The sequence below is a fragment of the Acidaminococcus sp. genome (genome assembly GCA_022482815.1).
Lineage (GTDB): Bacteria > Bacillota > Negativicutes > Acidaminococcales > Acidaminococcaceae > Acidaminococcus.
This window is the reverse complement of record JAKVOM010000001.1, coordinates 2515414-2539349: the sequence shown is the minus strand read 5'-3', so window position 1 is coordinate 2539349 and position 23936 is coordinate 2515414. Positions and strand designations below refer to the sequence as shown.

At 49.8% G+C, this 23936-nt stretch carries 20 protein-coding genes; all 20 read left to right on the top strand.

Annotated elements, in window-relative coordinates:
- The first annotated feature begins 1 nt into the window (after position 1).
- The gene (locus LKE33_10940) at positions 2-805 is read left to right on the top strand and encodes an isoprenyl transferase (GenBank protein MCH3951434.1); all 804 of its coding nucleotides are present in this window, start codon (positions 2-4) and stop codon (positions 803-805) included.
- Between the two features lie 7 nt (positions 806-812).
- Positions 813-1643: a phosphatidate cytidylyltransferase gene (locus tag LKE33_10935; GenBank protein MCH3951433.1), complete on the top strand. Its 831-nt coding sequence runs from the start codon at positions 813-815 to the stop codon at positions 1641-1643.
- Positions 1644-1655: 12 nt separating this feature from the next.
- Positions 1656-2822: a 1-deoxy-D-xylulose-5-phosphate reductoisomerase gene (locus tag LKE33_10930; protein ID MCH3951432.1), complete on the top strand. Its 1167-nt coding sequence runs from the start codon at positions 1656-1658 to the stop codon at positions 2820-2822.
- Positions 2819-3835, top strand: a complete 1017-nt coding sequence (gene rseP, locus LKE33_10925) for an RIP metalloprotease RseP (protein MCH3951431.1) — start codon at positions 2819-2821, stop codon at positions 3833-3835. The genes LKE33_10930 and rseP overlap by 4 nt, the downstream gene beginning before the upstream one ends.
- A 12-nt stretch (positions 3836-3847) precedes the next feature.
- Positions 3848-4918 carry a flavodoxin-dependent (E)-4-hydroxy-3-methylbut-2-enyl-diphosphate synthase gene (ispG, locus tag LKE33_10920; protein ID MCH3951430.1) on the top strand — a complete coding sequence of 357 codons (1071 nt, stop codon included), beginning with the start codon at positions 3848-3850 and terminating at the stop codon, positions 4916-4918.
- Positions 4918-6633: a proline--tRNA ligase gene (locus LKE33_10915; GenBank protein ID MCH3951429.1), complete on the top strand. Its 1716-nt coding sequence runs from the start codon at positions 4918-4920 to the stop codon at positions 6631-6633. Before ispG ends, LKE33_10915 begins: the two co-directional genes overlap by 1 nt.
- A gap of 20 nt (positions 6634-6653) precedes the next feature.
- Positions 6654-7331: an MgtC/SapB family protein gene (locus LKE33_10910; protein MCH3951428.1), complete on the top strand. Its 678-nt coding sequence runs from the start codon at positions 6654-6656 to the stop codon at positions 7329-7331.
- 12 nt (positions 7332-7343) lie between these two features.
- Complete coding sequence (locus tag LKE33_10905) at positions 7344-10961, top strand: PolC-type DNA polymerase III (protein ID MCH3951427.1); 3618 nt, start codon at positions 7344-7346, stop codon at positions 10959-10961.
- A gap of 476 nt (positions 10962-11437) precedes the next feature.
- Complete coding sequence (locus LKE33_10900) at positions 11438-11902, top strand: ribosome maturation factor RimP (GenBank protein ID MCH3951426.1); 465 nt, start codon at positions 11438-11440, stop codon at positions 11900-11902.
- A gap of 24 nt (positions 11903-11926) precedes the next feature.
- Entirely contained in the window at positions 11927-13003 is a 1077-nt protein-coding gene (gene nusA / locus LKE33_10895) for a transcription termination factor NusA (GenBank protein ID MCH3951425.1), read from the top strand.
- Positions 13000-13269: a YlxR family protein gene (locus tag LKE33_10890; protein MCH3951424.1), complete on the top strand. Its 270-nt coding sequence runs from the start codon at positions 13000-13002 to the stop codon at positions 13267-13269. The genes nusA and LKE33_10890 overlap by 4 nt, the downstream gene beginning before the upstream one ends.
- A complete protein-coding gene (locus LKE33_10885) occupies positions 13259-13552 on the top strand; it encodes a ribosomal L7Ae/L30e/S12e/Gadd45 family protein (protein ID MCH3951423.1) in 294 nt (97 codons plus the stop codon). The genes LKE33_10890 and LKE33_10885 overlap by 11 nt, the downstream gene beginning before the upstream one ends.
- 19 nt (positions 13553-13571) lie before the next feature.
- A complete protein-coding gene (gene infB, locus LKE33_10880; GenBank protein ID MCH3951422.1) occupies positions 13572-16211 on the top strand; it encodes a translation initiation factor IF-2 in 2640 nt (879 codons plus the stop codon).
- Between the two features lie 2 nt (positions 16212-16213).
- Positions 16214-16573 (top strand): 30S ribosome-binding factor RbfA, encoded by a 360-nt coding sequence (gene rbfA, locus LKE33_10875; GenBank protein ID MCH3951421.1) that lies wholly within the window; start codon positions 16214-16216, stop codon positions 16571-16573.
- Positions 16566-17525, top strand: coding sequence for a bifunctional oligoribonuclease/PAP phosphatase NrnA (locus LKE33_10870; GenBank protein MCH3951420.1), 960 nt, complete (start codon positions 16566-16568; stop codon positions 17523-17525). The genes rbfA and LKE33_10870 overlap by 8 nt, the downstream gene beginning before the upstream one ends.
- Entirely contained in the window at positions 17525-18400 is an 876-nt protein-coding gene (gene truB / locus LKE33_10865) for a tRNA pseudouridine(55) synthase TruB (GenBank protein ID MCH3951419.1), read from the top strand. The genes LKE33_10870 and truB overlap by 1 nt, the downstream gene beginning before the upstream one ends.
- Before the next feature lie 14 nt (positions 18401-18414).
- Positions 18415-19335 carry a bifunctional riboflavin kinase/FAD synthetase gene (locus tag LKE33_10860; protein MCH3951418.1) on the top strand — a complete coding sequence of 307 codons (921 nt, stop codon included), beginning with the start codon at positions 18415-18417 and terminating at the stop codon, positions 19333-19335.
- 232 nt (positions 19336-19567) lie between these two features.
- Positions 19568-19834, top strand: a complete 267-nt coding sequence (gene rpsO / locus LKE33_10855) for a 30S ribosomal protein S15 (GenBank protein MCH3951417.1) — start codon at positions 19568-19570, stop codon at positions 19832-19834.
- Between the two features lie 241 nt (positions 19835-20075).
- A complete protein-coding gene (locus LKE33_10850) occupies positions 20076-21458 on the top strand; it encodes a hypothetical protein (GenBank protein ID MCH3951416.1) in 1383 nt (460 codons plus the stop codon).
- 430 nt (positions 21459-21888) lie between these two features.
- Positions 21889-23718 carry a glutamine--fructose-6-phosphate transaminase (isomerizing) gene (glmS, locus tag LKE33_10845; GenBank protein ID MCH3951415.1) on the top strand — a complete coding sequence of 610 codons (1830 nt, stop codon included), beginning with the start codon at positions 21889-21891 and terminating at the stop codon, positions 23716-23718.
- Positions 23719-23936: the final 218 nt, after the last annotated feature.

The following is a 23936-nucleotide window of genomic DNA, read 5'->3' as shown; positions in this document are numbered from 1 at the left end:
CATGCTGAATAAAATTTTAAGGCGCAATCAAAGAGCGGAAACTCCTCAAACATTCGTCCCCCATTGTGCGGACCCCGATTTGGATGCAGCTAAAATTCCACGCCACGTGGCCATTATTATGGATGGCAACGGAAGATGGGCACAAAATCAAGGGAAACCCAGAACTTTCGGTCATGCTGCCGGAGCCCGCGTGCTGCGCCGCATCGTAGAATACGCCGATTCGCTCGGGATTGAAGCGCTTACGGCATATGCTTTTTCAACAGAAAATTGGAAACGGCCTGTTACGGAAGTCCGTTTTATAATGAACCTGCTCGTTGAGTACCTGACGAAAGAACTGGATGAGTTCAAGAAATATCAGGTACGGATGCGTTTTCTTGGCAGTCGGGAAGGCCTGCCCGAAGTTGTCCTTGAAAAGATGGACGAAGCCGTGGAAGACACAAAGAATAATACGGGCATTCAGCTTAATGTTGCAATCAACTATGGCGGTCAGGATGAGATTCTTCATGCCGTGCGCGAAATTGCCGCGGAAGTGAAAGAGGGTTCGCTGGCGCCTGATCAGATAACAAAAGAAATTTTTGAAAATCATCTTTATACCAGAGGACTGCCGATGCCGGATCTTCTGATCCGTACCGGCGGAGATCTGCGCGTCAGCAACTTTCTGCTGTGGCAGATTGCCTATTCGGAAATCTGGACAACGCCGACCTACTGGCCGGATTTTTCAGAAGCTCTCTTTAAAGAGGCTATTTTAAGCTACCAAAAACGGGATCGCCGTTTTGGCGGGCTGTCTAAGAAGAAGGGGAAATAAAGAAGTTATGGGACAAAGAATACGCACGGCTCTCATTGCGATTCCTATCGCATTGGCTCTGATCAAGCTGGGCGGTCTGCCTTTTGCGGCCGGTGTCCTGCTGCTGGGACTCGTTGCCTGGCTGGAGTACAAGCACATGCTTAAGAAAATTGGGTACGTGCTTTATGAAAAATTTGCTGTGTTGTCGATTATCTGTCAGATTGTTGCTGCAGCGTTTGGAAGAGCAGATCTTCTGACGCCGATTATTACGATTTCTGTGCTCTTTGTACTGTTGAACGGCCTCTATCACTATGCCCGCGGCAAGTGGGCTGAAAACTCAGCTTTATCCTGCCTTGCGATTGTCTACATCGGCCTGCCTTTTTCTCATGTCATCATGATGCGGGAACTCACGGGTGCTGTTTATCAGGTGCCGATATGGGGCACCATGTCCCTGGGGGAAGCCCTTTTGTGGACAGTAATGTTCGGCACCTGGGCGAGCGATACCTTTGCTTATTTCGGGGGCCGCCTTATGGGAAAACACCCTCTGGCACCTGCCATCAGCCCGCACAAGACGCTTGAAGGCGCCGTTTGGGGCTTCATTGGTTCTGTTGTCATGATTATGCTCATGGGGACCTGCTGGCTGCGTTTTCCTGTGCTGGAAGTTTTTATACTGAGCCTTGTTGTAGCCATCTTTGCACCGCTCGGTGACCTTGTGGAGTCGATTCTTAAGCGTAACTGCGAAATCAAGGATTCGGGGAATTTCTTCCCCGGACACGGCGGCGTACTCGACCGCTGCGACAGTTTGATTTTTTCTGTACCGCTTGCTTACTATTTCATTACATTCGTGATGCTTCACTAATCGGGAGGAAATATGAAATCCATTGCTATTTTGGGGTCGACCGGTTCTATTGGTACGCAGACACTGGATGTGGTTAAATCCAATCCGGATAAACTCAGTGTAGCGGCACTTGCTGCCCGCAGTAATGACAAGCTGATGGAAGAACAGATCCGGACATTTGCTCCGAAAATTGCGGCACTATCCGACCCGGAGGCGGCTTTACGTCTCAAGAGGCGCTATCACGGCCCGACGGAAATTCTTGCCGGTGAAGAAGGTATCATGGCTGCGGCGACATGTGACGAAGCAGATACGGTCCTGGGTGCTATGGTCGGATATGCCGGCCTGAAGCCGACACTGGCGGCTATTCATGCCAAGAAGAACCTGGCGCTTGCCAATAAGGAAACGCTGGTGGCGGCAGGCAGCATTGTCATGGATGCCATCCGGCGCGAAGGCGTGCATCTGACACCGGTAGACAGCGAACATAGCGCGATTTTTCAGTCTCTTCAGGGCAGTCATCACAAAGAATTGAAACGCATCCTCCTGACTGCGTCCGGCGGTCCTTTCCGTGGGAAAAAACGGGAGGAACTTAAAAACGCAACGGTGGCCCAGTGCCTGAAGCATCCGACCTGGAACATGGGCACCAAAGTCACCATCGATTCTTCCACTCTGGCCAATAAGGGACTGGAAGTCATCGAAGCACACTGGCTTTTCGATGCTTCCTATGATCAGATCGTACCGATTGTGCATCCGCAGAGCATTGTCCATTCCCTGGTGGAATATCAGGACGGGGCTGTCATTGCCCAGCTCGGTGCACCGGATATGCGGCTGCCCATTCAATACGCGCTCAGCTATCCTGATCGCTGGGATACCCATTTTGATACACTTGACCTTCTGACCTGCGGGCCGCTTACGTTTATGAAGCCGGATTATGAAGTTTTCCGCTGCCTGCCCATTGCCATTGAATGCGGCAGAAAGGGCGGAACGCTGCCAGCTGTTTTTAACGCGGCTAACGAAGTCGCTGTGGCAAGCTTCGTCAAAGGCCAAATTACTTTTCTTGAAATCGCGGAACTCATTGAGCAGACACTTAACGTAGTAACACCTGAATTTACCTTAACCTATGAAACCATTGTCGAGACAGACCGTGTCGCACGGGAAAAAGCTTCGGCAATTGTGAAGAGGATGGAGGATAGAATAAGTTGATAGCACTCATTGCGAGCATTATCGTATTTGGCGTTCTCATCTCTGTCCACGAATTAGGCCATTTTCTGATGGCCAAGGCCGTGGGCATGCGTGTAGATGAGTTCGCTATCGGTTTTGGCCCGCGTCTTTACCAAACTCAGGATAAAGAAACAAAATATAGTTTACGCCTGATTCCGATGGGCGGTTATAACCGGATTGCCGGAATGGAACCGGGGGAAGAAGACACGCCGAACGGTTTTGGAAGCAAGCCGCTTTGGGCGAGAATGCTGGTGATTCTTGCCGGCGTCGGAATGAACTTTCTTCTTTCCTTTGTGATTTATTTTGGCATCTTTTTTGTGTCCGGCATGGATATTCCCATAAACCAGCCTGTGCTTGGCAATGTTGTCGCCGGACAGCCGGCTGCACTTGCCGGTCTCGTCGAAGGCGACGAGATTCTTTCCATTGATGGGAAAAAATTGACGCAGTGGTATGATATCCGGGATATTCTTCAGGAAACACAGGAAAAAAAGGTGACGGTTGTCATCCGGCGCGGGGATAAAGAGCTCGAAAAATCTATACTGCCGAAGTATGTGCCGGAAGTCAAACGCTATATGATTGGCGTATCTCCCAAATTTGAGAAAAAACAGATGGGTTTTGTGGAAAGCCTGAAGTACGCCGGCACCGCCGAAAAACGGATTACGCTGGGAATGCTGGACGGTCTCCGCATGATTGTGACGGGGAAGGCTTCGGCTGAGCTGGCCGGCCCGATTGGAGTTGCCCAGATGGCAGGCAGTGTTGCTAAGGAAGGCATGGAACCGCTCCTCAGTTTTATTGCTTTTTTGAGCCTCAACCTTGCTATTTTGAACCTTATCCCGATTCCTGCCCTTGACGGCGGTCAGTTCCTGATTCTTGTCGCGGAAGGAATTGCAGGAAGAAGACTCAATCCAAAGGTGAAAATGGCGATTCAGGGAGTTGGTGTCGCACTCATTCTGGCACTGACTGTCTTTGCTACTGTGAATGATATCTTACGATAGGAGGTCTTCTGCATGCAGAGAAGGACATCCCGGGTTGTACAAATCGGTGATGTGGCAATCGGCGGTAAGAATCCGATTGCAGTCCAATCTATGACCAATACGAAAACTGAGGATGTGGCATCTACCGTCGAGCAGATTCATCGTCTGACCGATCTTGGCTGTGAAATTATCCGCTGTGCTGTACCGACGCCGGAAGCGGCAGAGGCACTGAAGGAAATCAAGAAACAAATTTCGATCCCCCTTGTGGCCGATATCCATTTTGATTACCGGCTTGCGCTGGAGGCAATTCATTCCGGGGTAGATGCGCTGCGGCTTAATCCCGGTAATATCGGAGGTGCCGATAATGTCCGGAAAGTAGTCAGCGAGGCACGGCCGCGGGGCATTCCAATCCGCATCGGCGTCAACGCCGGTTCGATTCCGAAAGATATCATCGCAAGAGACGGACATCCGACGCCGAAAGGAATGGTAGAAGCAGCATGGCGTCATATTCATATTTTGGAAGAAATGGATTATAATGATATCGTCATTTCACTCAAAGCCCACGATGTACCTATGACTATCGATGCCTATCGGCTGATGGCAAAAGAGTGTGATTATCCGCTTCATTTGGGGATTACCGAGGCTGGGACCGTGCACACGGGTGTGATTAAATCGGCCGTGGGTATCGGGACGCTTCTCGCAGAAGGCATCGGGGACACCTTGCGTATTTCTCTCACCGGTGATCCGGGTCCGGAAGTTACGACGGGGTATGAAATCCTGAAAGCGCTTGGCCTGAGACGGCATGGACCGACGCTCGTTTCCTGCCCGACGTGCGGACGCACGAGTGTCAATCTCGCTGCTATGGCAGCGGAAGTCGAAAAAATCCTTGCTGAAGTCAGGGAACCGATTACCGTGGCTGTCATGGGCTGCGTAGTTAATGGACCGGGCGAAGCCCGGGAAGCCGACGTCGGGATTGCCGGCGGTAAAGGTGAAGGATTGCTCTTCCGTAAGGGAGAGATTCTGAGGAAAGTTCCCGAAAAAGAACTGGTTCCTCAATTGGCTGTAGAAATTCAAAAAATTATTGCTGAAAGGAAGTCAAAGTAATGCGCGTTTCAAAGCTGTATGCACCGACCCTTCGTGAGGTACCTGCGGAAGCAGTCCTCGAAAGTCACAAATTAATGCTGCGTGCCGGCTATATTCGTAAGCTGGCAGGCGGACTTTATACGTATCTGCCGCTTGCCTGGAGAAGTATCAAAAAGATTGAACAGATTATTCGCGAAGAAATGGATTGCACAGGCGCCCAGGAAATTATGATGCCTATTGTCCAACCTTCTGAAATCTGGAAGGAAAGCGGCCGCTGGGATGTATACGGTGCTGAAATGTTCCGTCTGCGCGATCGTCACAGCCGCGAATTCTGCCTTGGACCAACGCATGAGGAAATGATTACGACGCTCGTGAAGAACGAACTGCATTCTTATCGCCAGCTGCCGACAAACCTCTATCAGATCCAAAGCAAGTTCCGCGACGAAAAGAGACCTCGTTTCGGACTTATGCGCAGCCGTGAATTCATTATGAAGGACGCCTATTCTTTTGATGCCGACGAAGCAGGCCTGGATGAGTCTTATAAGAAAATGTATGATGCTTATTCCCGCATCTTTGACCGCTGTGCCCTTAAGTATCGACCTGTAGAAGCTGATCCGGGCGCAATCGGCGGCAATGGGTCTCACGAATTCATGGGTATTGCAGACAGCGGTGAAGCAGGCATTGTATACTGCGATACCTGCGACTATGCGGCCGATGTGGAAAAGGCTGAATGTGCAGCACTGCCGGCACCGGATGAAGCTCCGCTGCCGCTTGAGAAGAAGAATACACCGGGCTGCAATACGATTGAAGCTGTCTGTGACTTCCTCAAAGCTCCGATCCTCAAGAGTGTAAAGGCTGTTGCTTTCACTTCCGACAAAGGCGGCCTTGTGCTGTGCTTTGTCCGCGGCGACCATGAAGTTAACGAAATCAAAGTGACCAATGCTATCGGTGCCAATGAAGTAACGATGGCTCCGGATGATATGATTCTGGCTGCTGGTACGGTTCCGGGCTTTATGGGACCTATCGGTCTTGATACAAAGAAGTGCACCATTCTCATTGATTCTACCGTCATGAATATGCATAATGTCTGCTGTGGTGCCAATGAAAAAGACACACACTATGTGAATGCGGAGCCGTCCCGTGACTTTGTTTACACCAAAGTCCTTGATATCCGCACGGCTGTGGCCGGTGACAAGTGCCCGCATTGCGAGGGGCATTTGAAAGAAGCCCGGGGCATTGAAGTAGGCCAGGTCTTTAAGCTTTACACGAAGTATTCCGCCGCACTCGGTGCTACGTTCCTTGATCCTGACGGTAAGGAAAAGCCGATGTATATGGGCTCCTACGGTATTGGCGTCGGCCGTACCCTCGCCGCTGTAGTGGAACAATATCACGATAAAAACGGCATGATTATGCCGAAGAGCATTGCTCCATATGAAGTGATTGTGCTGCCGGTCAACATGAAGGATGAACCCAGTGTGGCCAAGGCAGAAGAAATCTACAATGCCCTGAACGCAAAGGGCATAGAAGCTATCATCGACGACCGTGATGAACGTGCCGGTGTCAAGTTTAAAGATGCAGATCTTATCGGTTATCCGGTTCGTATTGTTGTCGGACCGAAGACGATGGCGCGTAATGCCATGGAAGTCAAAGTACGTTATACCGGGGAAATGTGCGATGTTCCCCTGGAGTCTGATTATGTAGAAAAGATCAAGGAGATCCTCGATAAGACTCTCTGATCTTGAGAGGAGGCAATACAATGGAGCCAATCCTGATTGGCCATCTGATCCTGCGTATCCTGCTGGCAGTCTTTTTGGGCGGTATTATCGGCTTGGAGCGCAGTGCCGGTGATCGGCCGGCGGGGCTGCGGACTCACGTTCTGGTGGCGGCAGGTTCCGCATTGCTCATGATTGTCTCCATTTATGGTACGGACGGCGTCACTCAGTCGCGTGATCCCTCCCGCATTGCTTCCCAGGTGGTCAGCGGCATCGGCTTTCTCGGTGCAGGAACGATTTTGCACGAAGGAATGACTGTCAAAGGATTGACAACGGCAGCCAGCCTGTGGATTGTATCAGCTATCGGCCTCGCTGTAGGGTGCGGCATGTACGTGCTTGGTACGGTAACCACCATTGTGACCTTTGTAACGCTCGAGGCGGTACGCGGACTTGAAAAGAAAGTGCTGCCCCCCGGCAGGAATGTCAAGTGGAAAGTGCGCATGCTGATGGCAAATTCGCCGGACAGCATGGTGGATGTGCTTGACTACCTGAGGCGCATGAATGTAAAGGTACGTGTGCTCAATATTACAAACCACCCGGAAGCTTCAAATATTGCTATCACGGTAAGCCTCAAAATCAGTAAATTTGAAAATGCCCACCAAATTCTGGAAGGTATCAAGAAACAGAAATCGGTGGAGCGGATTGAAATTTTAGAAGAATAAAGGGAGAAAGACGTGAAGGAAACATGTTATCGGTTGATTCCTGAAAGGAATCACTTCTTATCCTTTATGAAGACCATTGATTTGTCTCCGGAGCAGCAGTCGTGTTTAAACCGGCTGGTTCTTGATTACGTGGAAATTGACTGCGGGAACAATACGTGGAAAGTTGCCTATGACATGGTCACGAACCCCTTGGAAGAACAAAATCTGGCAGCGGTGGGAAATAAACTTGCCGCTGCTTGTTCCGTTACCCGCGTTTCCTTTGTCAATGAACATGAAGAGACGGATTATCCGCCTTATATGGATGCCGCTCCGCTGCCGGATCCGGACGTCCCGCTGCCTGACGATGATGCACCGGAAGCCTGCGAAGAAGAGTGCAGTGACGACGACAGTGACAGCAGTGAGGTTACGGAAAACAGTGTGTTCCAGAGCGAAGCCTACCAGCAGGCACTTCGGGCACTGCGCGGCGAAATGGCAGGACCGAAAGGAAACGGCGTCATTTATGGGCGCAAAATCACGAAGAAACCACGGCCTATGGATGAAGTCGTGGAAGAAGAAAACGGGGTTGTGGTGGAAGGCACCATCGTCAAGTATGACACCCGTGAGCTGCGCACGAATGCTGTAATTTTGTCCATCTATCTCGCTGATGAGACAAACGGGCTGCTCGTTAAGATTCGCTTCGGCGACCGGGAGGGCAATGACCTTGTCAAGAATAAAAAGGCAAGTGAAGACCTTCAGAACAAGCTGCCTGTCGGGTCTAAAATCCTGATCCAGGGCAATGTAGCCGTGGACAAGTACGCTAACTCTGAACTCGTTATGTCCAATGTCAAGGGCATCATGCTCGAAAAGACAGAGAAGCGGATGGACAACGCCGAACATAAGCGTGTCGAACTGCACTGCCATACGAAGATGAGTAAGATGGACGGTCTGACGCCGATGAAAGAACTCGTTGATACGGCAGCCAACTGGGGCCACAAGGCGCTTGCCATTACGGATCACGGTGTCGTTCAGGCTTTCCCGTTCTGTTATGACGAAGCCAAAGAAATGGCGAAGAAGGGTAAGGATATCAAACTTATCTATGGCGTTGAAGGGTATCTGACCCACAGCATTGACGATAAGAAAAATTATCACATTATCCTGCTGGCCAAGAATATTGCCGGCCTGCGCAATTTGTACCGGCTTGTATCTTTGTCACATCTGCAGTATTTTGGCGGAAAACCGAAACGGCCGCGCATGACCAAGGGGCTGATAGACCAGTACCGCGATGGTATTATTGTCGGTTCTGCCTGTGCAGCCGGAGAAATTTTCCGTGCTATTCTGGCCGGGGCTTCCCATGAGGAGCTGCTGCAGATTGCTTCTTATTACGACTACCTGGAAATTCAGCCTTTGCGCAACAACCAGTACTTGCTGAAGGATGAGACCCATCCTGAAATCAAGAGCTTTGAAGATTTGCAGAATATCAATAAGACGATTCTGTCGCTGGGGGACGAGCTGGGTAAACTGACCGTGGCTACCTGCGACGTGCATTTCCTCAATCCGGAAGATGGTCTCGCCCGTAAGATTCTGCAGGCAGGTATGGGCTATCCCGATGAAGAGCAGCCGCCGCTCTTTCTGCGGACGACCGAAGAAATGCTCGAGGAATTCTCCTATCTGGGCAAAGAGCGGGCTTACGAAGTGGTCGTGACGAATACCAATAAAATCAGCGACCAGATTGAGAATTTCAAACCGGTTCCGGATCGTGATCAGCTGTATTCCCCGTACATCCCCGGTGCTGAGCAGAAAGTAGAATCTATGTCCTACGCCCGGGCCCACGAATGGTATGGGCCGAAGCTGCCGAAAATTGTGGAAGACCGGCTGAAAGCAGAACTGTCTTCCATCATCGGCAACGGTTTCTCCGTGCTGTACTATATTGCTCATCTGCTCGTGAAGAAGTCTAACGACGATGGTTACATGGTAGGTTCCCGTGGTAGTGTCGGTTCCTCTTTTGTAGCAACGATGCTCAATATCACGGAAGTCAATCCGCTGGCACCTCATTACCGCTGCCCAAAGTGTTTCCATACGGAATTCTTTACGGATGGTTCTGTCGGATCCGGTTTTGACCTGCCCGAAAAGAATTGTCCGGAATGCGGCACGCCGATGATCCGCGACGGACATAATATCCCGTTTGCCGTATTCCTGGGATTTCATGGTGATAAAGTGCCTGATATCGACCTGAACTTCTCCGGTGAATATCAGCCTCGTGCTCATAAGTACACGGAAGAACTTTTTGGCCGTGATAACGTGTTCCGTGCCGGTACCCTGGGTACCATTAAGGAGAAAACGGCATACGGTTATATCAAGAAGTACTATGAAAACCGCGGTGAGATAAAGCGTATGGCTTTTATTGAGAGCCTTATCCCGAAACTGGCAGGAGTCAAGCGGACAACGGGCCAGCACCCGGGCGGTATCGTCGTTATTCCGCGTAACCTCGATGTGCACTACATCACGCCGGTCTCCTATCCGGCCGACGATCCGACGGTAGGAACGATTACGACGCACTACGATTTCCATTCTATCGATGAACGTATCGTTAAGCTTGATATTCTCGGCCACGATGATCCGACGGTCATTAAGATGCTGGATAATATGCTGGGGGATGGCTACTGCAAGAGTATTCCTATCGGTGATAAAGATACGATGGAACTGTTCCTCAGTACGAAGTCCATCGGAGTGGAACCGGAAGATATCGGCACGAACGTCGCGACGTATGGGGTTCCTGAATGCGGCACCCACTTTGTACGTCAGATGATTTCCGACGTTAAACCGAAGAACTTTTCTGACTTACTGCGTATTTCCGGTTACTCTCATGGTACAGATGTATGGCTGAACAATGCACAGGATTTGATTCGTAACGGTACGCCGACGGAAGATACAATCTCGACACGTGACGATATCATGAACTGGCTGATCAATAAGGGCATGGAACCGAGCATGGCATTCGGTATCATGGAGTGGAGCCGTAAAGGCAAGGCTCACAAAAAAGGGTTCAAAGCCGAACAACTGGAAGCATTCAAGAAAGCCAACATCCCTGAGTTCTATATCAAGGCATGCCAGACACTGCAGTATTTGTTCCCGAAGGCGCATGCCGTGGCATACGTCCTTTCAGCCTATCGCATTGCATACTGTAAGGTACATCACCCGAAGGAATTCTATTCGGCGTATTTTACCATCCGGGCACCGCACTTTGATTACACTGAGGTGCATAAAGGCATCAACTACATGCGGCAGTTCATCAAGAACGTCTATGTGCAGGGCACGAAAGCGTCCGTCAATGACAAGGATACGGCAACTTATATGGAACTTGCCGTGGAAATGCTGGCGCGCGGATTTGAATTCGAAGATGTGGATCTGTATAAATCCGATGCTCACAAATTCCTTGTGACTGAAAAAGGACTGCTGCCGCCGTTGGGTTCTATCGGCGGTATCGGCGGGGTGGCTGCGGAAGGCATTGTCGAAGCGCGTAAAGCGGGTCCTTTCATTTCCCGTGAAGACCTGCGCACGAGAGCCAAAATCAGTAATTCCGCTGTGGAAGAACTGGCAGATCTCGGCATTCTCGGAGATCTCCCGGCTACTGATCAGATTGAATTGTTCTGAACACATAAGCAAGGCTGTCGCTTCTGCGGCAGCCTTGTTGTTTAAAAATCCGCCTTCCGCCAGTCCGCAGACCGTTTGTGGATTGGGGACGAATGTTGAAGGCGCTTTTTCTCTGTCAGCATGATTTTTCATTAAAAATCCGCTAAAGTAGCTGTTCGTACGATTGTACTAATCTATTCACTAACCACCTACTTTTTTCCGAAGAGTAGGACAAAAGCCAAACGCTATACGCTGGAAGCGCTTCTTGCTGACTGCTGCTATCGGCTGAATGCCAACTGCTGTTTGCCTTGGGCTTCAAACCAAAATCTGCCCGCACTACAGTACTAACCAATGCAGTCAGCCGCTGCCCGACGGCTATTTTCCTTGCTTTAAATTGTATCAAGTGTTATAATAGCCTAGAAAACTGAGGCAGACCTTAGAGAGTGGGTATTATACCCGCTCTTTTGTTTACTTTAAGGAAAGAGGCAAAATCCGAAATGGACAAAAACAACATCGTGAAAAAGGTGGCGGAACTGGCCCGGCCGATTGCGGAAAAGTACGGTGTGGAACTCGTGGATGTGGAATACGTCAGGGAACGGGATTGGTACCTGCGTGTCTACATCGATAAAGAAGGCGGCATCGACATTGATGACTGCAGCGCCGTCAGCGGCGATCTGGAAAAAGAGCTGGACGCGAGGGACTTTATCAAAGAAAAATATTATCTGGAAGTTTCTTCCCCGGGCATCGATCGTCCGCTGAAGAAAGATAAGGATTTTACAGACCACTACGGCCAGAAGGTAGACCTGGCATTTTATGCCCCTTATGAAGGAAAGAAGAATCTACCCGGCGTTGTCCTTTTGTCCCATGATGATGCCTCATTGACTGTAAAAGATTTCAAGAATAGAAAACTCGTCATCGACAGAAAACTGCTCTCGTCGGTACGTCCGCATTTGGATTTTTAGACAAAGACAAGGAGGAAATAAAAAGTGAATGCAGATTTCGTGAAAGCCATTGCACAGCTTGGGAAGGAGAAGGGAATCTCTGTAGATTTTCTGTACAGTGCAGTGGAAGAAGCGCTGATTACTGCGTACAAGAAGAATTTCGGATCTGCCCAGAATGTACGGGTGTCAATGGATAAAGAAAATGGTGAAATCAAGGTGTATGCCCGCAAGAACATCGTGGATGAGGTTCATGACCCCAACACGGAATTGTCTGTAACGGATGCCCAGAAAATCAACAGCCATTACCAGGCCGGTGATGTCATCGAAGAGGAAATTACTCCGAAAAACTTCGGCCGCATTGCTGCCCAGAACGCAAAGCAGGTAATTGTACAGCGTATTCGCGAAGCAGAGCGCGGCATGGTGTATGCGAGATATTCCGACCGCGAGAATGACATCGTAACCGGTACCGTGCAGCGCATTGAAGGAAAAAGTGTATTCATCGACCTCGGGAGTGCGGAAGGCACACTGCTGCCGAATGAACAGATTCCTAATGAAACCTATGAATACCATGAACGCCTGAAGTGCTACGTCGTAGAAGTCAAGAAGACGACCAAGGGCCCGCAGATTATTCTGTCCCGGACTCATCCCGGCCTCCTGAAGCGTCTTTTCGAGCTGGAAGTAGCCGAAATCCAGGACGGTACGGTTGTCATTGACAGCGTGGCCCGTGAACCGGGTATGCGTTCCAAGATTGCCGTTCACAGCACGAATCCGAATGTTGACCCTGTCGGAGCCTGCGTCGGCCCGAAGGGGAGCCGCGTTCAGACCGTCGTTGACGAACTGCGCGGCGAAAAAGTGGATATCGTCAAATACAGCGAAGACCCTGAAGAATACGTAGCCAACGCCCTTTCTCCCGCTAAGGTGGATAAGGCGATTGCCGATCCTGACAATAAGATTTGCCGCGTGATTGTTCCGGATTATCAACTTTCCCTGGCTATCGGCAAAGAAGGGCAGAATGCCCGCCTTGCTGCGAAACTGACCGGCTGGAAGATTGATATCAAGAGCGAGACTCAGGCGGCACAGGAACCGGATGCTTTTGGCAGTAAAAACGGTGACGCAGAATGAAAGTAAAAAAGATCCCGCAGCGGACTTGTATCGGCTGCGGCCAAACCAAACCGAAGAAAGAATTAATCCGTATTGTACGCCGGGTGGACGGGACAGTTGCCCTGGACAAGACCGGCAAGATGGCGGGACGTGGAGCGTACATCTGCCCTGACCCTGCCTGCATTGATAAGGCTATTCATTCCAAGAGCCTGGAACGGGCCCTGCAGGTTTCTGTATCGGCAGAAACGAAGGATGCCTTGCTGACGGAGCTTTCTCATGAAAAGTGATAAACAAATTTATTTTGCCCTGGGACTGGCACAAAAAGCCGGGAAACTGGCGTCGGGCGACCAAGGTGTGGAAGACGCACTGAAAAATGGTCAGGCTTGTCTCGTGCTTATTGCATCGGACGTTTCTGACAGGACCCGTGACCGGATTGAAAGTTTGTGCCGCCGCTGTAAGGTGCCGGTGCGCCAAGGTCTTACCATGTCGGACATGGGCCTTGCCATCGGACGTTCTCCCCGGGCTGCCGTTGTGATATTGGATCACCATTTTCTGCAGTTAATGGTGTAAATTTACTGGAGGTGTGCGGATGACAAAATTTAGAATATATGAAATTGCAAAAGAAGCAAACAGAGATATCAAGGACGTGATGAACGTCCTTCAAAAGCATAAGGTCGCTGTGAAAAGCAGTCTGAATTCCGTGGATGACGATATGCGTCAGCTCGTACTGAAGGAACTGTCCGGCAAGAAGACCGAAGCTCCTAAGAAGGTACAGGCAGAAGCTCAGCCGAAGAAAGCTCCGGCTGCCCCGGAAAAGAAGACCGTTAAACCGGCTGCACCTGTGCGTCCTGCGTCCGCACCCAAGGCTACCGCAGCAGCCCATGAAGCTGCGGTAAAAGATCAGAAATCGGCTGCTCGTCCGGAGAACCATTCTAATCGTCCTGTAGAAAACCGGAACAACGAGAATCGGAATAATAATTTTGGCGGCCGCAATGAAAATCGGAACCGCCATGACAATGCCCATGATTTCCATGGAGGCAATCGGGATAACCGCGATAATCGCGGCGGTAACCGTGATAACAATCGTGACGGAAATCGCCGCAATGAGAATCACGGCAGTAACTTTAACCGCAGCGGCAATGACCGCAATAATTACCAAAACCGCGGCGGTAATAATAGTCGTAACAACTTCCATCATAATGACAACCGCAATAATGCTCACAGCGGCCAGTTCAATAAAAAGAACAATCAGCATGGCAGCCGTCAGGAAACAGCTGTGGGCATGAACAGCACCCATGCCGGTAAGGATATGGGCAGACGCGGCAATAATTTCGGTCGTAAGGAAAAGAAGGAGAAAATCAAGGGCTCTTATGCAAGTCGTGAGACCCGCCAGACACATAGCGCAGATCATATGATGAAGAGCCATAAGAACAAGAAACAAAATCAAAATGCCGCACCGAAGAAGGTCGAAGTCGTAAGACCGACCAGTGTGGAAGTCGGGGAGAGCATCAGCGTCAAGGATTTCGCCAAACTGATCGGCCGCGATGTCAATGAAGTCATCAAGAAGCTGTTCCTGCTGGGTAAGATGGTTACCATCAATCAGGAAATCGACCATGATACTGCAGAACTTGTCGGACTTGAATTTGACTGTGAAGTCAAGGAACCGCCTCCTGAAGCTGATCCGACGGAAGTACCGGAAGTCTATGATGATCCGGCACTGCGTGTTCCCAGACCGCCTGTTGTTACGGTTATGGGGCACGTTGACCATGGTAAGACGTCCCTTCTGGATGCCATCCGCAAGACCAACGTAACGGCTCGTGAAGCCGGCGGTATCACGCAGCACATCGGTGCTTACCGTGTTATCTGCCAGGGCCGTCCGATAGTCTTCCTTGATACGCCGGGCCACGAAGCATTCACGGCAATGCGTGCACGCGGCGCTCAGGTCACCGATATTGCAGTCCTCGTTGTAGCTGCCGATGACGGTGTTATGCCGCAGACCATCGAGGCTATTCACCACGCTCGTGCGGCAAAGGTACCTATCATTGTCGCTATCAACAAGATTGATAAGGAAGGCGCTAATCCTGAATTTGTTATGCAGCAGCTTTCCGAACAGGGCCTCATTCCGGAAGCCTGGGGCGGCGATACCATCATGGTTCCCGTTTCGGCCCGTCAGAAGACCGGTATTTCCGATATTTTGGAAATGATTCTGCTTGAAGCTGATATGCTCGAATTGAAGGCCAACCCGAAACTGCCGGCACACGGCACGATTATTGAAGCTAAGCTTGATAAGGGCCGCGGCCCTGTTGCTACCGTCCTCATCGACAGAGGTACGCTGCATATTGGCGATTCTATCCTGTGCGGAACGACTTATGGTAAAGTACGTGCTATGGTCAATGACCGCGGTGAAAAGGTTAAGAAGGCACTGCCTTCCACGCCTGTCGAGGTGCTGGGCCTGAACGATGTACCGGAAGCGGGCGACTTTATGGATGCGCTCGATGAACATCTGTGCCGGACTATTGCTGAAAAACGTCTGGCCAAGGCCAAGATGGAAGAGCAGAAGAAAGCCAAGGTTTCCCTGGATGACATCTTCAACCGCATCCAGGAAGGCGAAATGAAGGAATTGAATATTGTTGTCAAGGCTGATGTTCAGGGTACGATTGAGGCTCTGGACCAGGCTCTGACGAACATCAAGAATAATGAAGTCAAGGTCGTTGTCGTGCACTCCGGCGTCGGTACCATCAATGAGTCCGATGTTATGCTGGCCAGTGCCTCCAATGCCCTGATCATCGGTTTCAACGTCCGTCCTGACGCCAATGCGCGCAAGGCCGCTGATGCCGAAAAAGTCGATATTCGTACGTATCGCGTCATCTACGATGCTTTGAACGATGTAAAAGATGCTATCAATGGCATGCTGGCACCGAAGTACAAGGAAAACATTATCGGCCATGTGGAAATCCGCAAGGTAATCCCCATCAACAAGATGCTCATTGCCGGTGCTTATGTGAAGGATGGTAAGATTACCCGCACTTCCAAGATTCGTTTGATTCGTGACGGTATTGTCATTCATGAAGGCGAACTTGATTCCCTGCGCCGGTTCAAGGATGACGTGAAAGAAGTGGCGGCAAACTTCGAATGCGGCCTGACGATAAAGGATTACCGCGATATCCGTGAAGGCGACCAGTTGGAAGTCTATATCATGGAAGAAGTGAACCCCGAAAGTAAGGAGTAAGCATGGGAAAACTTCGTGCAGAAAAATTACAGGCACTGATCAAACAAGAACTGAGTACGATGCTCATCCGGGACGTAAAGGATCCGCGGATCAAGTTTGTTACCGTAACGGGCGTGGAGGTCAGCAATGACCTCTCTTACGCCAAGGTGTATGTAAGCTTGTACGGTACTCCGGAGCAGCAGGATCAGGCTTGGAAGGGGCTGCAGAACGGACTGGGATATTTCCGTTCTGAAATTGCTCACCGTATCGATCTCAGAGTGGCTCCCATTCTGAGTTTCCATAAGGATACTTCGATGGAATACAGTGCCCATATTGAATCCATCCTGAAGGAAATCAAAGAGAAAGAAGCTCATCATGAGTAAAATCGTGGATTACAAGGAAATGTGGCAGATGCTTATGGGAGCCGGGAAACTGGCTCTTGTCAGCCATATCGGTCCTGACGGTGATACGCTGGGCGCAGCCCTGGGACTGGCCCGCGTGCTGCGGCAGAAGGGAAAGGACGTCCGTCTTTTTGTCGATGACGATGTACCCGGAAATATGGATTTCCTGCCGGGCATCAAGGACTACGAACATCCCGAAGAGGGTAAGACTCTTGCCTTTGATCTGGTTGTATCCATCGATATCAGTTCGGCGGACAGGATGGGGCTTTGTGAAAAGGTACTTACAGGAACCCTTGTCAACATTGACCATCACATTTCCAATACCAAATACGCCGAATCACTGCTTCTGGATGCAGAGGCCAGTGCAACCGGTGAAATTATTTACGATATCTTAAAGGCAAATGACGTGGAGTTTGATTACGAAACAGCACTGTGTCTTTATACAGCTATTGTCACGGACTGCGGCTATTTCAAATACGCCAATACAACGGTAAAGGCAATGCGGGCAGGAGCTGATCTTCTGGGTTATGGAATTCATGCCGCAGAAATTTCTGACCGCCTTGAAATGAAGTCACGAGAAACTATGGAACTGCTGCGCAAAGTACTGCCGACGCTGACTTTTTACGAAGACGGCAAGGTGGCGTCCATGGAGATTTCGCATGAACTGTACAACAAAGACATTCCGACGGACAGCTTTATCTATTATCCGCGTTATGTAGAGGGTGTTGATGCGGCTGTCATGTTTAAGGAAGTGGAACCTGCAGTGACGCGGGTCAGCATGCGTTCCAAAAATGTTGACGTCAGCGCCGTGGCCTTGAGCTTTGGCGGAGGCGGACACGTACGCGCTGCAGGCTGCACAGTGAATGCGCCTTTACAGGCAGCTAAGAAGCGAGTAGTAGATGCTCTTATCCAGGCAGTAAGGAATTTGAAATAATGGATGGCATCTTTAACGTACTGAAACCACCGGGCATGACCAGCCACGATGTAGTGGGGGCCATGCGCAAGATTTTGAACATGAAGAAGATTGGGCATGGCGGTACGCTCGACCCCATGGCGGCGGGCGTACTTCCTGTTTTTACGGGGACGGCTGCTCGGTTTTTGGAATATGCCGCTCACGACCGCAAAACGTACCGTGCTGAATTGACTTTCGGCATGAAGACCGATACGGGTGATCTCGAGGGCAAGGTCCTGGAAAAAAGCCCTGTTCGCCAGGTGCCCGTGGAAGAACTCGACCGCGTTCTTGCTTCTTTCCTTGGGGAAGGCACACAGATTCCTCCGATGTATTCGGCAATCAGTGTGGGGGGACAGAAGCTTTATAAACTGGCCCGCAAAGGCATTGAAGTAGAGCGCAGTCCCAGACCAATCATCATCTATAAACTGAAGCGCATCGCCTATGACGGAGCAAAACTACTTTTTGATGTGGACTGCTCCAAGGGAACTTTTATCCGCACGCTGTGTGAGGATATTGCGGCGGCACTCGGCATGAAGGGAACGATGAGTTTTCTTCTGCGGACATCTGCCGGCATGTTTACCCTTGCAATGGCACATACGCTGGAAGAAATTGCCGAAAATCCGGAAGCCTGCATGCTGCCGGTAGAATTTATTTTAAAAGAATTCCCGCGGATCGTCGTTAACCCTCTGCAGGGAAGGCGCATTGCCCAAGGTGTTGCCACGACGCTGCCGGGTCTTACGGAAGGCACACTCTATTGTGTAGCTCTTTCGGACGGCCCCGTCATCGGGCTGGCAGAAGCAAAAAATGGGCGGCTCTGTGCGCATAAAATCATTTATATTCCCGAAACTGAGAAATAAAAGGCTGAAATCGCATGAGAATCATAACTAGTTTTGAAGAATTGCAAACTGCACCTCTTGAACCTTCAGCGGCGGCACTTGGCACGTTTGACGGCCTGCATCTGGGACACCAAAGGGTCATCAGCACGTGTAACCGTTATGCAGAGACACACGGACTCAGCAAGATGGTTTTTACGTTCAGCAGTCATCCGCTCGCCACGCTGATGCCGGAACTGGAACCGAAACGGCTCCTCATCAATGGGGATAAAGAGATTATCATGAGACGTCTCGGCGTCAATGTGCTGATCAATATTCCCTTCACAAAATCGCTTTCTCAGATGTCGGCAGATGACTTTCTGCAGCTTTTGAAAAATCTTGGCGTTCGTGCAGTCAGTATTGGTATGAATTTCAGCTTTGGATCCGGCGGACGCGGCAATGTCCAGTACCTGAATATGCAGGGCGGCAAGTACGGGCTGAAAATTCTTTCCTGCCCGCTGCTGAAGATGGACGGGCTCATTGTGAGCAGTACCCAGATTCGCAAGGCCATCAAGGAAGGCGATGTGGCCCTTGCCAGAAAAATGCTGGGGCGGCCCTACGTCATGCAGGGAAAAGTCGTGCCCGGTTACCAGCGCGGCCGTAAGATGGGATTCCCGACCGCCAATCTGGATCTGACGGGAACGAAGATGGCCGTACCGGCTGATGGAGTCTATGAAGGCGAATCCGTTGTGGACGGCAGACGCTATAAGGTCATGGTGAACATCGGAAAGAATCCTACCTTTGCACTTGAAAAGGTGACGCTGGAGGCGCATATCATTGGTTTCCACGGCGACCTTTACGGAGATTACCTGCGTGTTGCCCTGCTGCGCAAGATTCGTGACGAGCATCAATTTGCTTCAGCTGAAGAGCTCATGGAGCAGCTAAAAAAAGACCGGGAGACGATTCTTTCGGGTGAGTAAACCGGCAGTGTCTTGCGACGCTGCCAGTAAAGAGCGCTCATGGTCTTGGAATAAACCGCCAGTTTTGCCGGTAATGCCGAACTTTTTATATTTTTTGTTGTGTAGACTATCTTACTATGGTATAATAAGCCCCGGGCCGCAATCGGCCCGCATCATTAACCTTAACGCTGTCGAGCGATCTCCAACGCCGGCTGCAGTTATGGCATTTAAAGTATCGAGGAGGAAAAAAACAATGTTAACACCTGCAAGAAAGAAAGAATTAATCGAAACCTATCGTATCAACGAAGCTGATACTGGTTCTCCTGAAGTTCAGATTGCAATCCTGACGGAACGCATCAACTATCTGACTGAACATCTGAAGAACAACAAGAAGGACCATCATTCCCGCCGCGGCCTGCTGAAAATGGTTGGTCAGCGTCGTGGTCTGTTGAACTACCTTATGAAGAAGAACATCGAAAGATACAGATCTATCGTTGACAGACTGGGTCTGAGAAAGTAATTTTTCTGACGTGTCACCCCGGAAAGCCTTGTGCTTTCCGGGGTTTTTAATTTCAAAGCAAACCGACGACGGAGGTTTGCTTATCTTCTATCACCTCCTTCCACGCAGTCGGAAGGAGGGAAGATAGCTATTGAATTATCAAACTGACGGAGGAAGTTTACTTATCCGCTTGCCGGCTGCTTTTATACACTTTTTCATGGTACAATAATCATTAGAATATATTCACGAAAGGAACAGTTCGATGCTGCTTTACTCTACAGTACTTTGTATCAAGGAATCACTGACACTGGATGCCTTTATAGAACTGGTTATTCGTTGGAACCAGGAAAGTCCTCACCAGGATAATATTATTTCCGGAATTACCTGGAACGGAGAATTGAATATTCGATATGGGAACGACCGCTTATGGCTCGCTTTTCAAAATCTGGAAGAACAGGCCATTGAGGCAGTCCGCTATGAAAAGCGGGATCCTGACGGCACCATTTGGGATACAGACTATATCATGAATTTCCGCAGCCACAAGATGGCAATCCGGCTGGACCGGACGTACTCCGAGGGAGCGTTAATGGAAAATATCCGGTTTTCAACACCCTATTTCATTTCGCTCCTCATTCGTGAAGGATACGTCCAGGATGATGGAAAAATTCCGATTTTGAGTCAGCCCCAAATGGTGGATTCGGAACAGGTATCTTTTCTTCAGGACGCCTTTCGTCATTCGGATGCGTATCGTCTGCCCCTCGTCTATATATCCAGGGACAAGAAAAATCAATTGCCCTGCGATGCAGAGGCTTTCGCATGGCGTTTGAAAGGACAGGCTCACGTATTTACTGCCGCTTCAAATGGAACGCTGCCCGAAATTGCGGACAATGGAGCTATTGGTATTTGTTTTCCTAACGGGAGAAAAGAAGTCGTAAAGGCTGGTGGTAGTGAAAGCGGCGAAGCCTTTCTAAACCGAATCTGCCGGCTTATTGCCTTTTTCCTTAATGTGCAGGTCATTGATTCTCTCGAAACGTGGGAAGGCGTACAAAATGCCCTGCTGGCCCGCCGTATAGAAGGACTCAGGGAGAAAATAAAGAATCAAGATGAAGATAATGATCTTCTTGAGGCTGCGATGGATGAAAATGCCCAGCTTGAAAAGCAGAATCAGGTGCTGCAGCAGCGCCGTATGTCCCTTGAAGCAGAACTTGCCGGGCTGCGCAGGAAAATGAGCACGATGGGCGGCAGTAAGGAACCCATTCTTTACAGAGGGCAGGAGCACGACTTATATGAGGGAGAAATCCGGGAAATCCTTCTCTCCATCCTGGAAGAAAAGAAAAATAATCTTCCTGATAAGAAAACGCGTCGCCGGGACGTGTTGGAAGATATCCTGAACGAAAATCAATTCGGCCATTTAGTAGAGCAGCACAAAAAGACTATCCGCCGTCTTTTAAATGGCTACGGAAAGATGGGGGATGGTCTGCGCAGGGATCTTGAGAAATTTGGCTTTGTTATCAAGGAAGACGGGAAACATTATAAATTAATTTATCATGGCGATGAACGGTATTCCGTCACTATAGCGAAGACAGGCAGTGATCACCGGGAAGGAAAGAATAATGTTTCCTATATCGTCAATGAAATGTTTTAATATTTGTCGGATTCGGAAAGGAGACGCTTTCTCATATAGTGGGACGTTAACTGTCCGAGAGGGACACATTTTGCATCTAAAGGTACATAAAATGCATGGAAAAGTGCTGACGGGCAGCCTGAAACCGGCATGAGTTGACCATATTGACAAAACATAGTATCATAAGTAAGTCGTATAAACAGGCTTTCCCGTGTACCGGGCTGGAAAGTGGAGAAGGTGAAAGGAGCTTCTCAAAGAGATTTGTATGACCATCGAGCGCAAGTGCCTGTGATAGAATCGTGAACAGGCAGACGAGGAAGAGGAGTATCGAGACGTCAGCGGATGCCTCTCGGTGTGCTGCAGCCGTAAACGAATGACAAACCCCGCCGGTAACGGAGGGAACAAAGATTTCGGAGCAGACGGTAAATAGAAAATTAGGAGGCACAACTATATGTGCGGTATTGTAGGATATATTGGACACCATCAGGCTACACCTTTCCTTCTGGAAGGGCTCAGCAAGCTGGAATACAGAGGCTATGACTCTGCCGGGATTGCTGTATACCATGATGGAAAAATTGATGTAGAAAAGTGTGTAGGCCGTCTGGATGCACTCCGTCAGAAACTGATCGGCCATGAACCGGTCGGCAATGTCGGCATCGGCCATACGCGCTGGGCTACGCACGGGAAACCTTCTGATATCAATGCTCATCCTCACGTAGATGATACGGGCATGTTTGCCGTGGTTCACAACGGCATTATTGAAAACTACATGTCATTGAAGCAGGAACTCGTGAAGAAAGGACATCATTTCAAGTCCCAGACCGATACGGAAGTGGTTCCGCATCTGATGGCTGAATACTACGATGGGAATTTTGAAGCAACGGTCCGCAAGGTTTTGGGCATCATCCAGGGTTCCTATTCTCTGGTCTTCCTGTGTGCCAAAGAACCGGATAAGATTATCTGTGCCAAGAAAAATAACCCTCTGGTTATCGGGCTGGGCAAAGGTGAGAATTACATTGCTTCCGATATCCCGGCTATTATTTCCAAGACGCGCGACACTTATATCCTGGCAGATGGTGAAATGGCTATTGTCAAGGCTGACAGCGTCCGTATAACGGATTTGAAAGGGAACGCCATCAAGAAGGAAGTATTCCGTGTTACGTGGGATGCTGAAGCAGCCGAAAAGGGTGGTTTCGAGCATTTCATGCTGAAAGAAATCTACGAACAGCCGAAGTGTGTCCGTGACACTCTGCGCGGCCGTTTGAGCAAGGACAGCGATGATATCAACTTGCCGGAACTGAACTGGACGGCAGACTGGCTGAAGAAGATTAAAAAAATCTTCATCGTGGCCTGCGGTACGGCTTACCATGCGGGTATCGTTGGCAAGTACTACATTGAAAAGATGGCTCGTATTCCTGTTGAAGTCGACATCGCCAGCGAGTTCCGCTATCGCGATCCGATTATTGACGATTCCTGCCTGTGCATTGTCATCAGTCAGTCCGGCGAAACGAGCGACACGCTGGAAGCCCTGAAAGAAGCTAAACGCCGCGGCGCCGCTACGATGGCTGTGACGAACGTGGTAGGTTCTTCCATTGCCCGGGAAGCTGACCAGGTGATTTACACGTATGCCGGTCCGGAAATTGCTGTGGCATCGACGAAAGCCTATACAACGCAGCTCATCATTATGCTTGTGCTGTCTCTTTATATTTCCAAACTCCTTGGCAAGATTGAGAGCAAGAGACTTCATGAACTGATTCAGGATATTCTTGAAATTCCGGAACAGATGCATGAAATCCTGGAAAATGTGGATCCGATCAAGGTCTTTGCAACCAATTATGCAAACTGCGAAGATGCATTTTTCCTTGGCCGTTCCCTGGACTATGCCGTAGCCCTGGAAGGCGCTTTGAAGCTTAAGGAAATTTCCTATATCCATGCTGAAGCTTATGCTGCCGGTGAATTAAAGCATGGTACGCTGGCTCTGATTGAAGAAGGCGTTCCTGTCATCGTACTGGCTACACAGCCTCATGTCTATGACAAGACCATCAGCAATCTGCAGGAAGTGAAGAGCCGCGGTGCTATTGTAATCGGCATTGGAATGGAAGGGGATAAGGAACTGGCAAAACATGCTAATTCCGTCATTACCATTCCGAAAGCAGATGAGGAACTGGCTCCGATTCTGGCGGTTATTCCGCTGCAGCTCCTGGCTTACTATGCAGCTCTTGCCAGAGGCTGTGATGTAGATAAGCCGAGAAATCTGGCAAAATCCGTTACAGTAGAATAAGATTTAAACACAAGGGGCTGTGAAAGCACTATTTCACAGCCCCTTTTTCACGCTTTCCGCAGCCCGCCAAATCCGCTGTCCGCCCGTGGAAGCAAAATGACAAAGGTATTTTGCTTTGAACTTATAAAAACAAGCCCTTAGCTTCATGCCTACTGTTATAAGGTTAGTTTTAATTTTTGTTTTATCTGCCTCAAGGTCGTATTGATTTGCCAAGAACA

What these genes read in the sequence shown, in the direction of transcription:
- truB (MCH3951419.1), top strand. Translation starts at nt 17,525, where the DNA reads ATGGATGGCATCTTTAACGTACTGAAACCACCGGGCATGACCAGCCAC.
- LKE33_10885 (MCH3951423.1), top strand. Translation starts at nt 13,259, where the DNA reads ATGAAAAGTGATAAACAAATTTATTTTGCCCTGGGACTGGCACAAAAA.
- rbfA (MCH3951421.1), top strand. Translation starts at nt 16,214, where the DNA reads ATGGGAAAACTTCGTGCAGAAAAATTACAGGCACTGATCAAACAAGAA.
- LKE33_10935 (MCH3951433.1), top strand. Translation starts at nt 813, where the DNA reads ATGGGACAAAGAATACGCACGGCTCTCATTGCGATTCCTATCGCATTG.
- rpsO (MCH3951417.1), top strand. Translation starts at nt 19,568, where the DNA reads ATGTTAACACCTGCAAGAAAGAAAGAATTAATCGAAACCTATCGTATC.
- infB (MCH3951422.1), top strand. Translation starts at nt 13,572, where the DNA reads ATGACAAAATTTAGAATATATGAAATTGCAAAAGAAGCAAACAGAGAT.
- ispG (MCH3951430.1), top strand. Translation starts at nt 3,848, where the DNA reads ATGCAGAGAAGGACATCCCGGGTTGTACAAATCGGTGATGTGGCAATC.
- LKE33_10910 (MCH3951428.1), top strand. Translation starts at nt 6,654, where the DNA reads ATGGAGCCAATCCTGATTGGCCATCTGATCCTGCGTATCCTGCTGGCA.
- LKE33_10930 (MCH3951432.1), top strand. Translation starts at nt 1,656, where the DNA reads ATGAAATCCATTGCTATTTTGGGGTCGACCGGTTCTATTGGTACGCAG.
- LKE33_10940 (MCH3951434.1), top strand. Translation starts at nt 2, where the DNA reads ATGCTGAATAAAATTTTAAGGCGCAATCAAAGAGCGGAAACTCCTCAA.
- LKE33_10900 (MCH3951426.1), top strand. Translation starts at nt 11,438, where the DNA reads ATGGACAAAAACAACATCGTGAAAAAGGTGGCGGAACTGGCCCGGCCG.
- LKE33_10860 (MCH3951418.1), top strand. Translation starts at nt 18,415, where the DNA reads ATGAGAATCATAACTAGTTTTGAAGAATTGCAAACTGCACCTCTTGAA.
- glmS (MCH3951415.1), top strand. Translation starts at nt 21,889, where the DNA reads ATGTGCGGTATTGTAGGATATATTGGACACCATCAGGCTACACCTTTC.
- LKE33_10870 (MCH3951420.1), top strand. Translation starts at nt 16,566, where the DNA reads ATGAGTAAAATCGTGGATTACAAGGAAATGTGGCAGATGCTTATGGGA.
- LKE33_10915 (MCH3951429.1), top strand. Translation starts at nt 4,918, where the DNA reads ATGCGCGTTTCAAAGCTGTATGCACCGACCCTTCGTGAGGTACCTGCG.
- LKE33_10890 (MCH3951424.1), top strand. Translation starts at nt 13,000, where the DNA reads ATGAAAGTAAAAAAGATCCCGCAGCGGACTTGTATCGGCTGCGGCCAA.
- LKE33_10850 (MCH3951416.1), top strand. Translation starts at nt 20,076, where the DNA reads ATGCTGCTTTACTCTACAGTACTTTGTATCAAGGAATCACTGACACTG.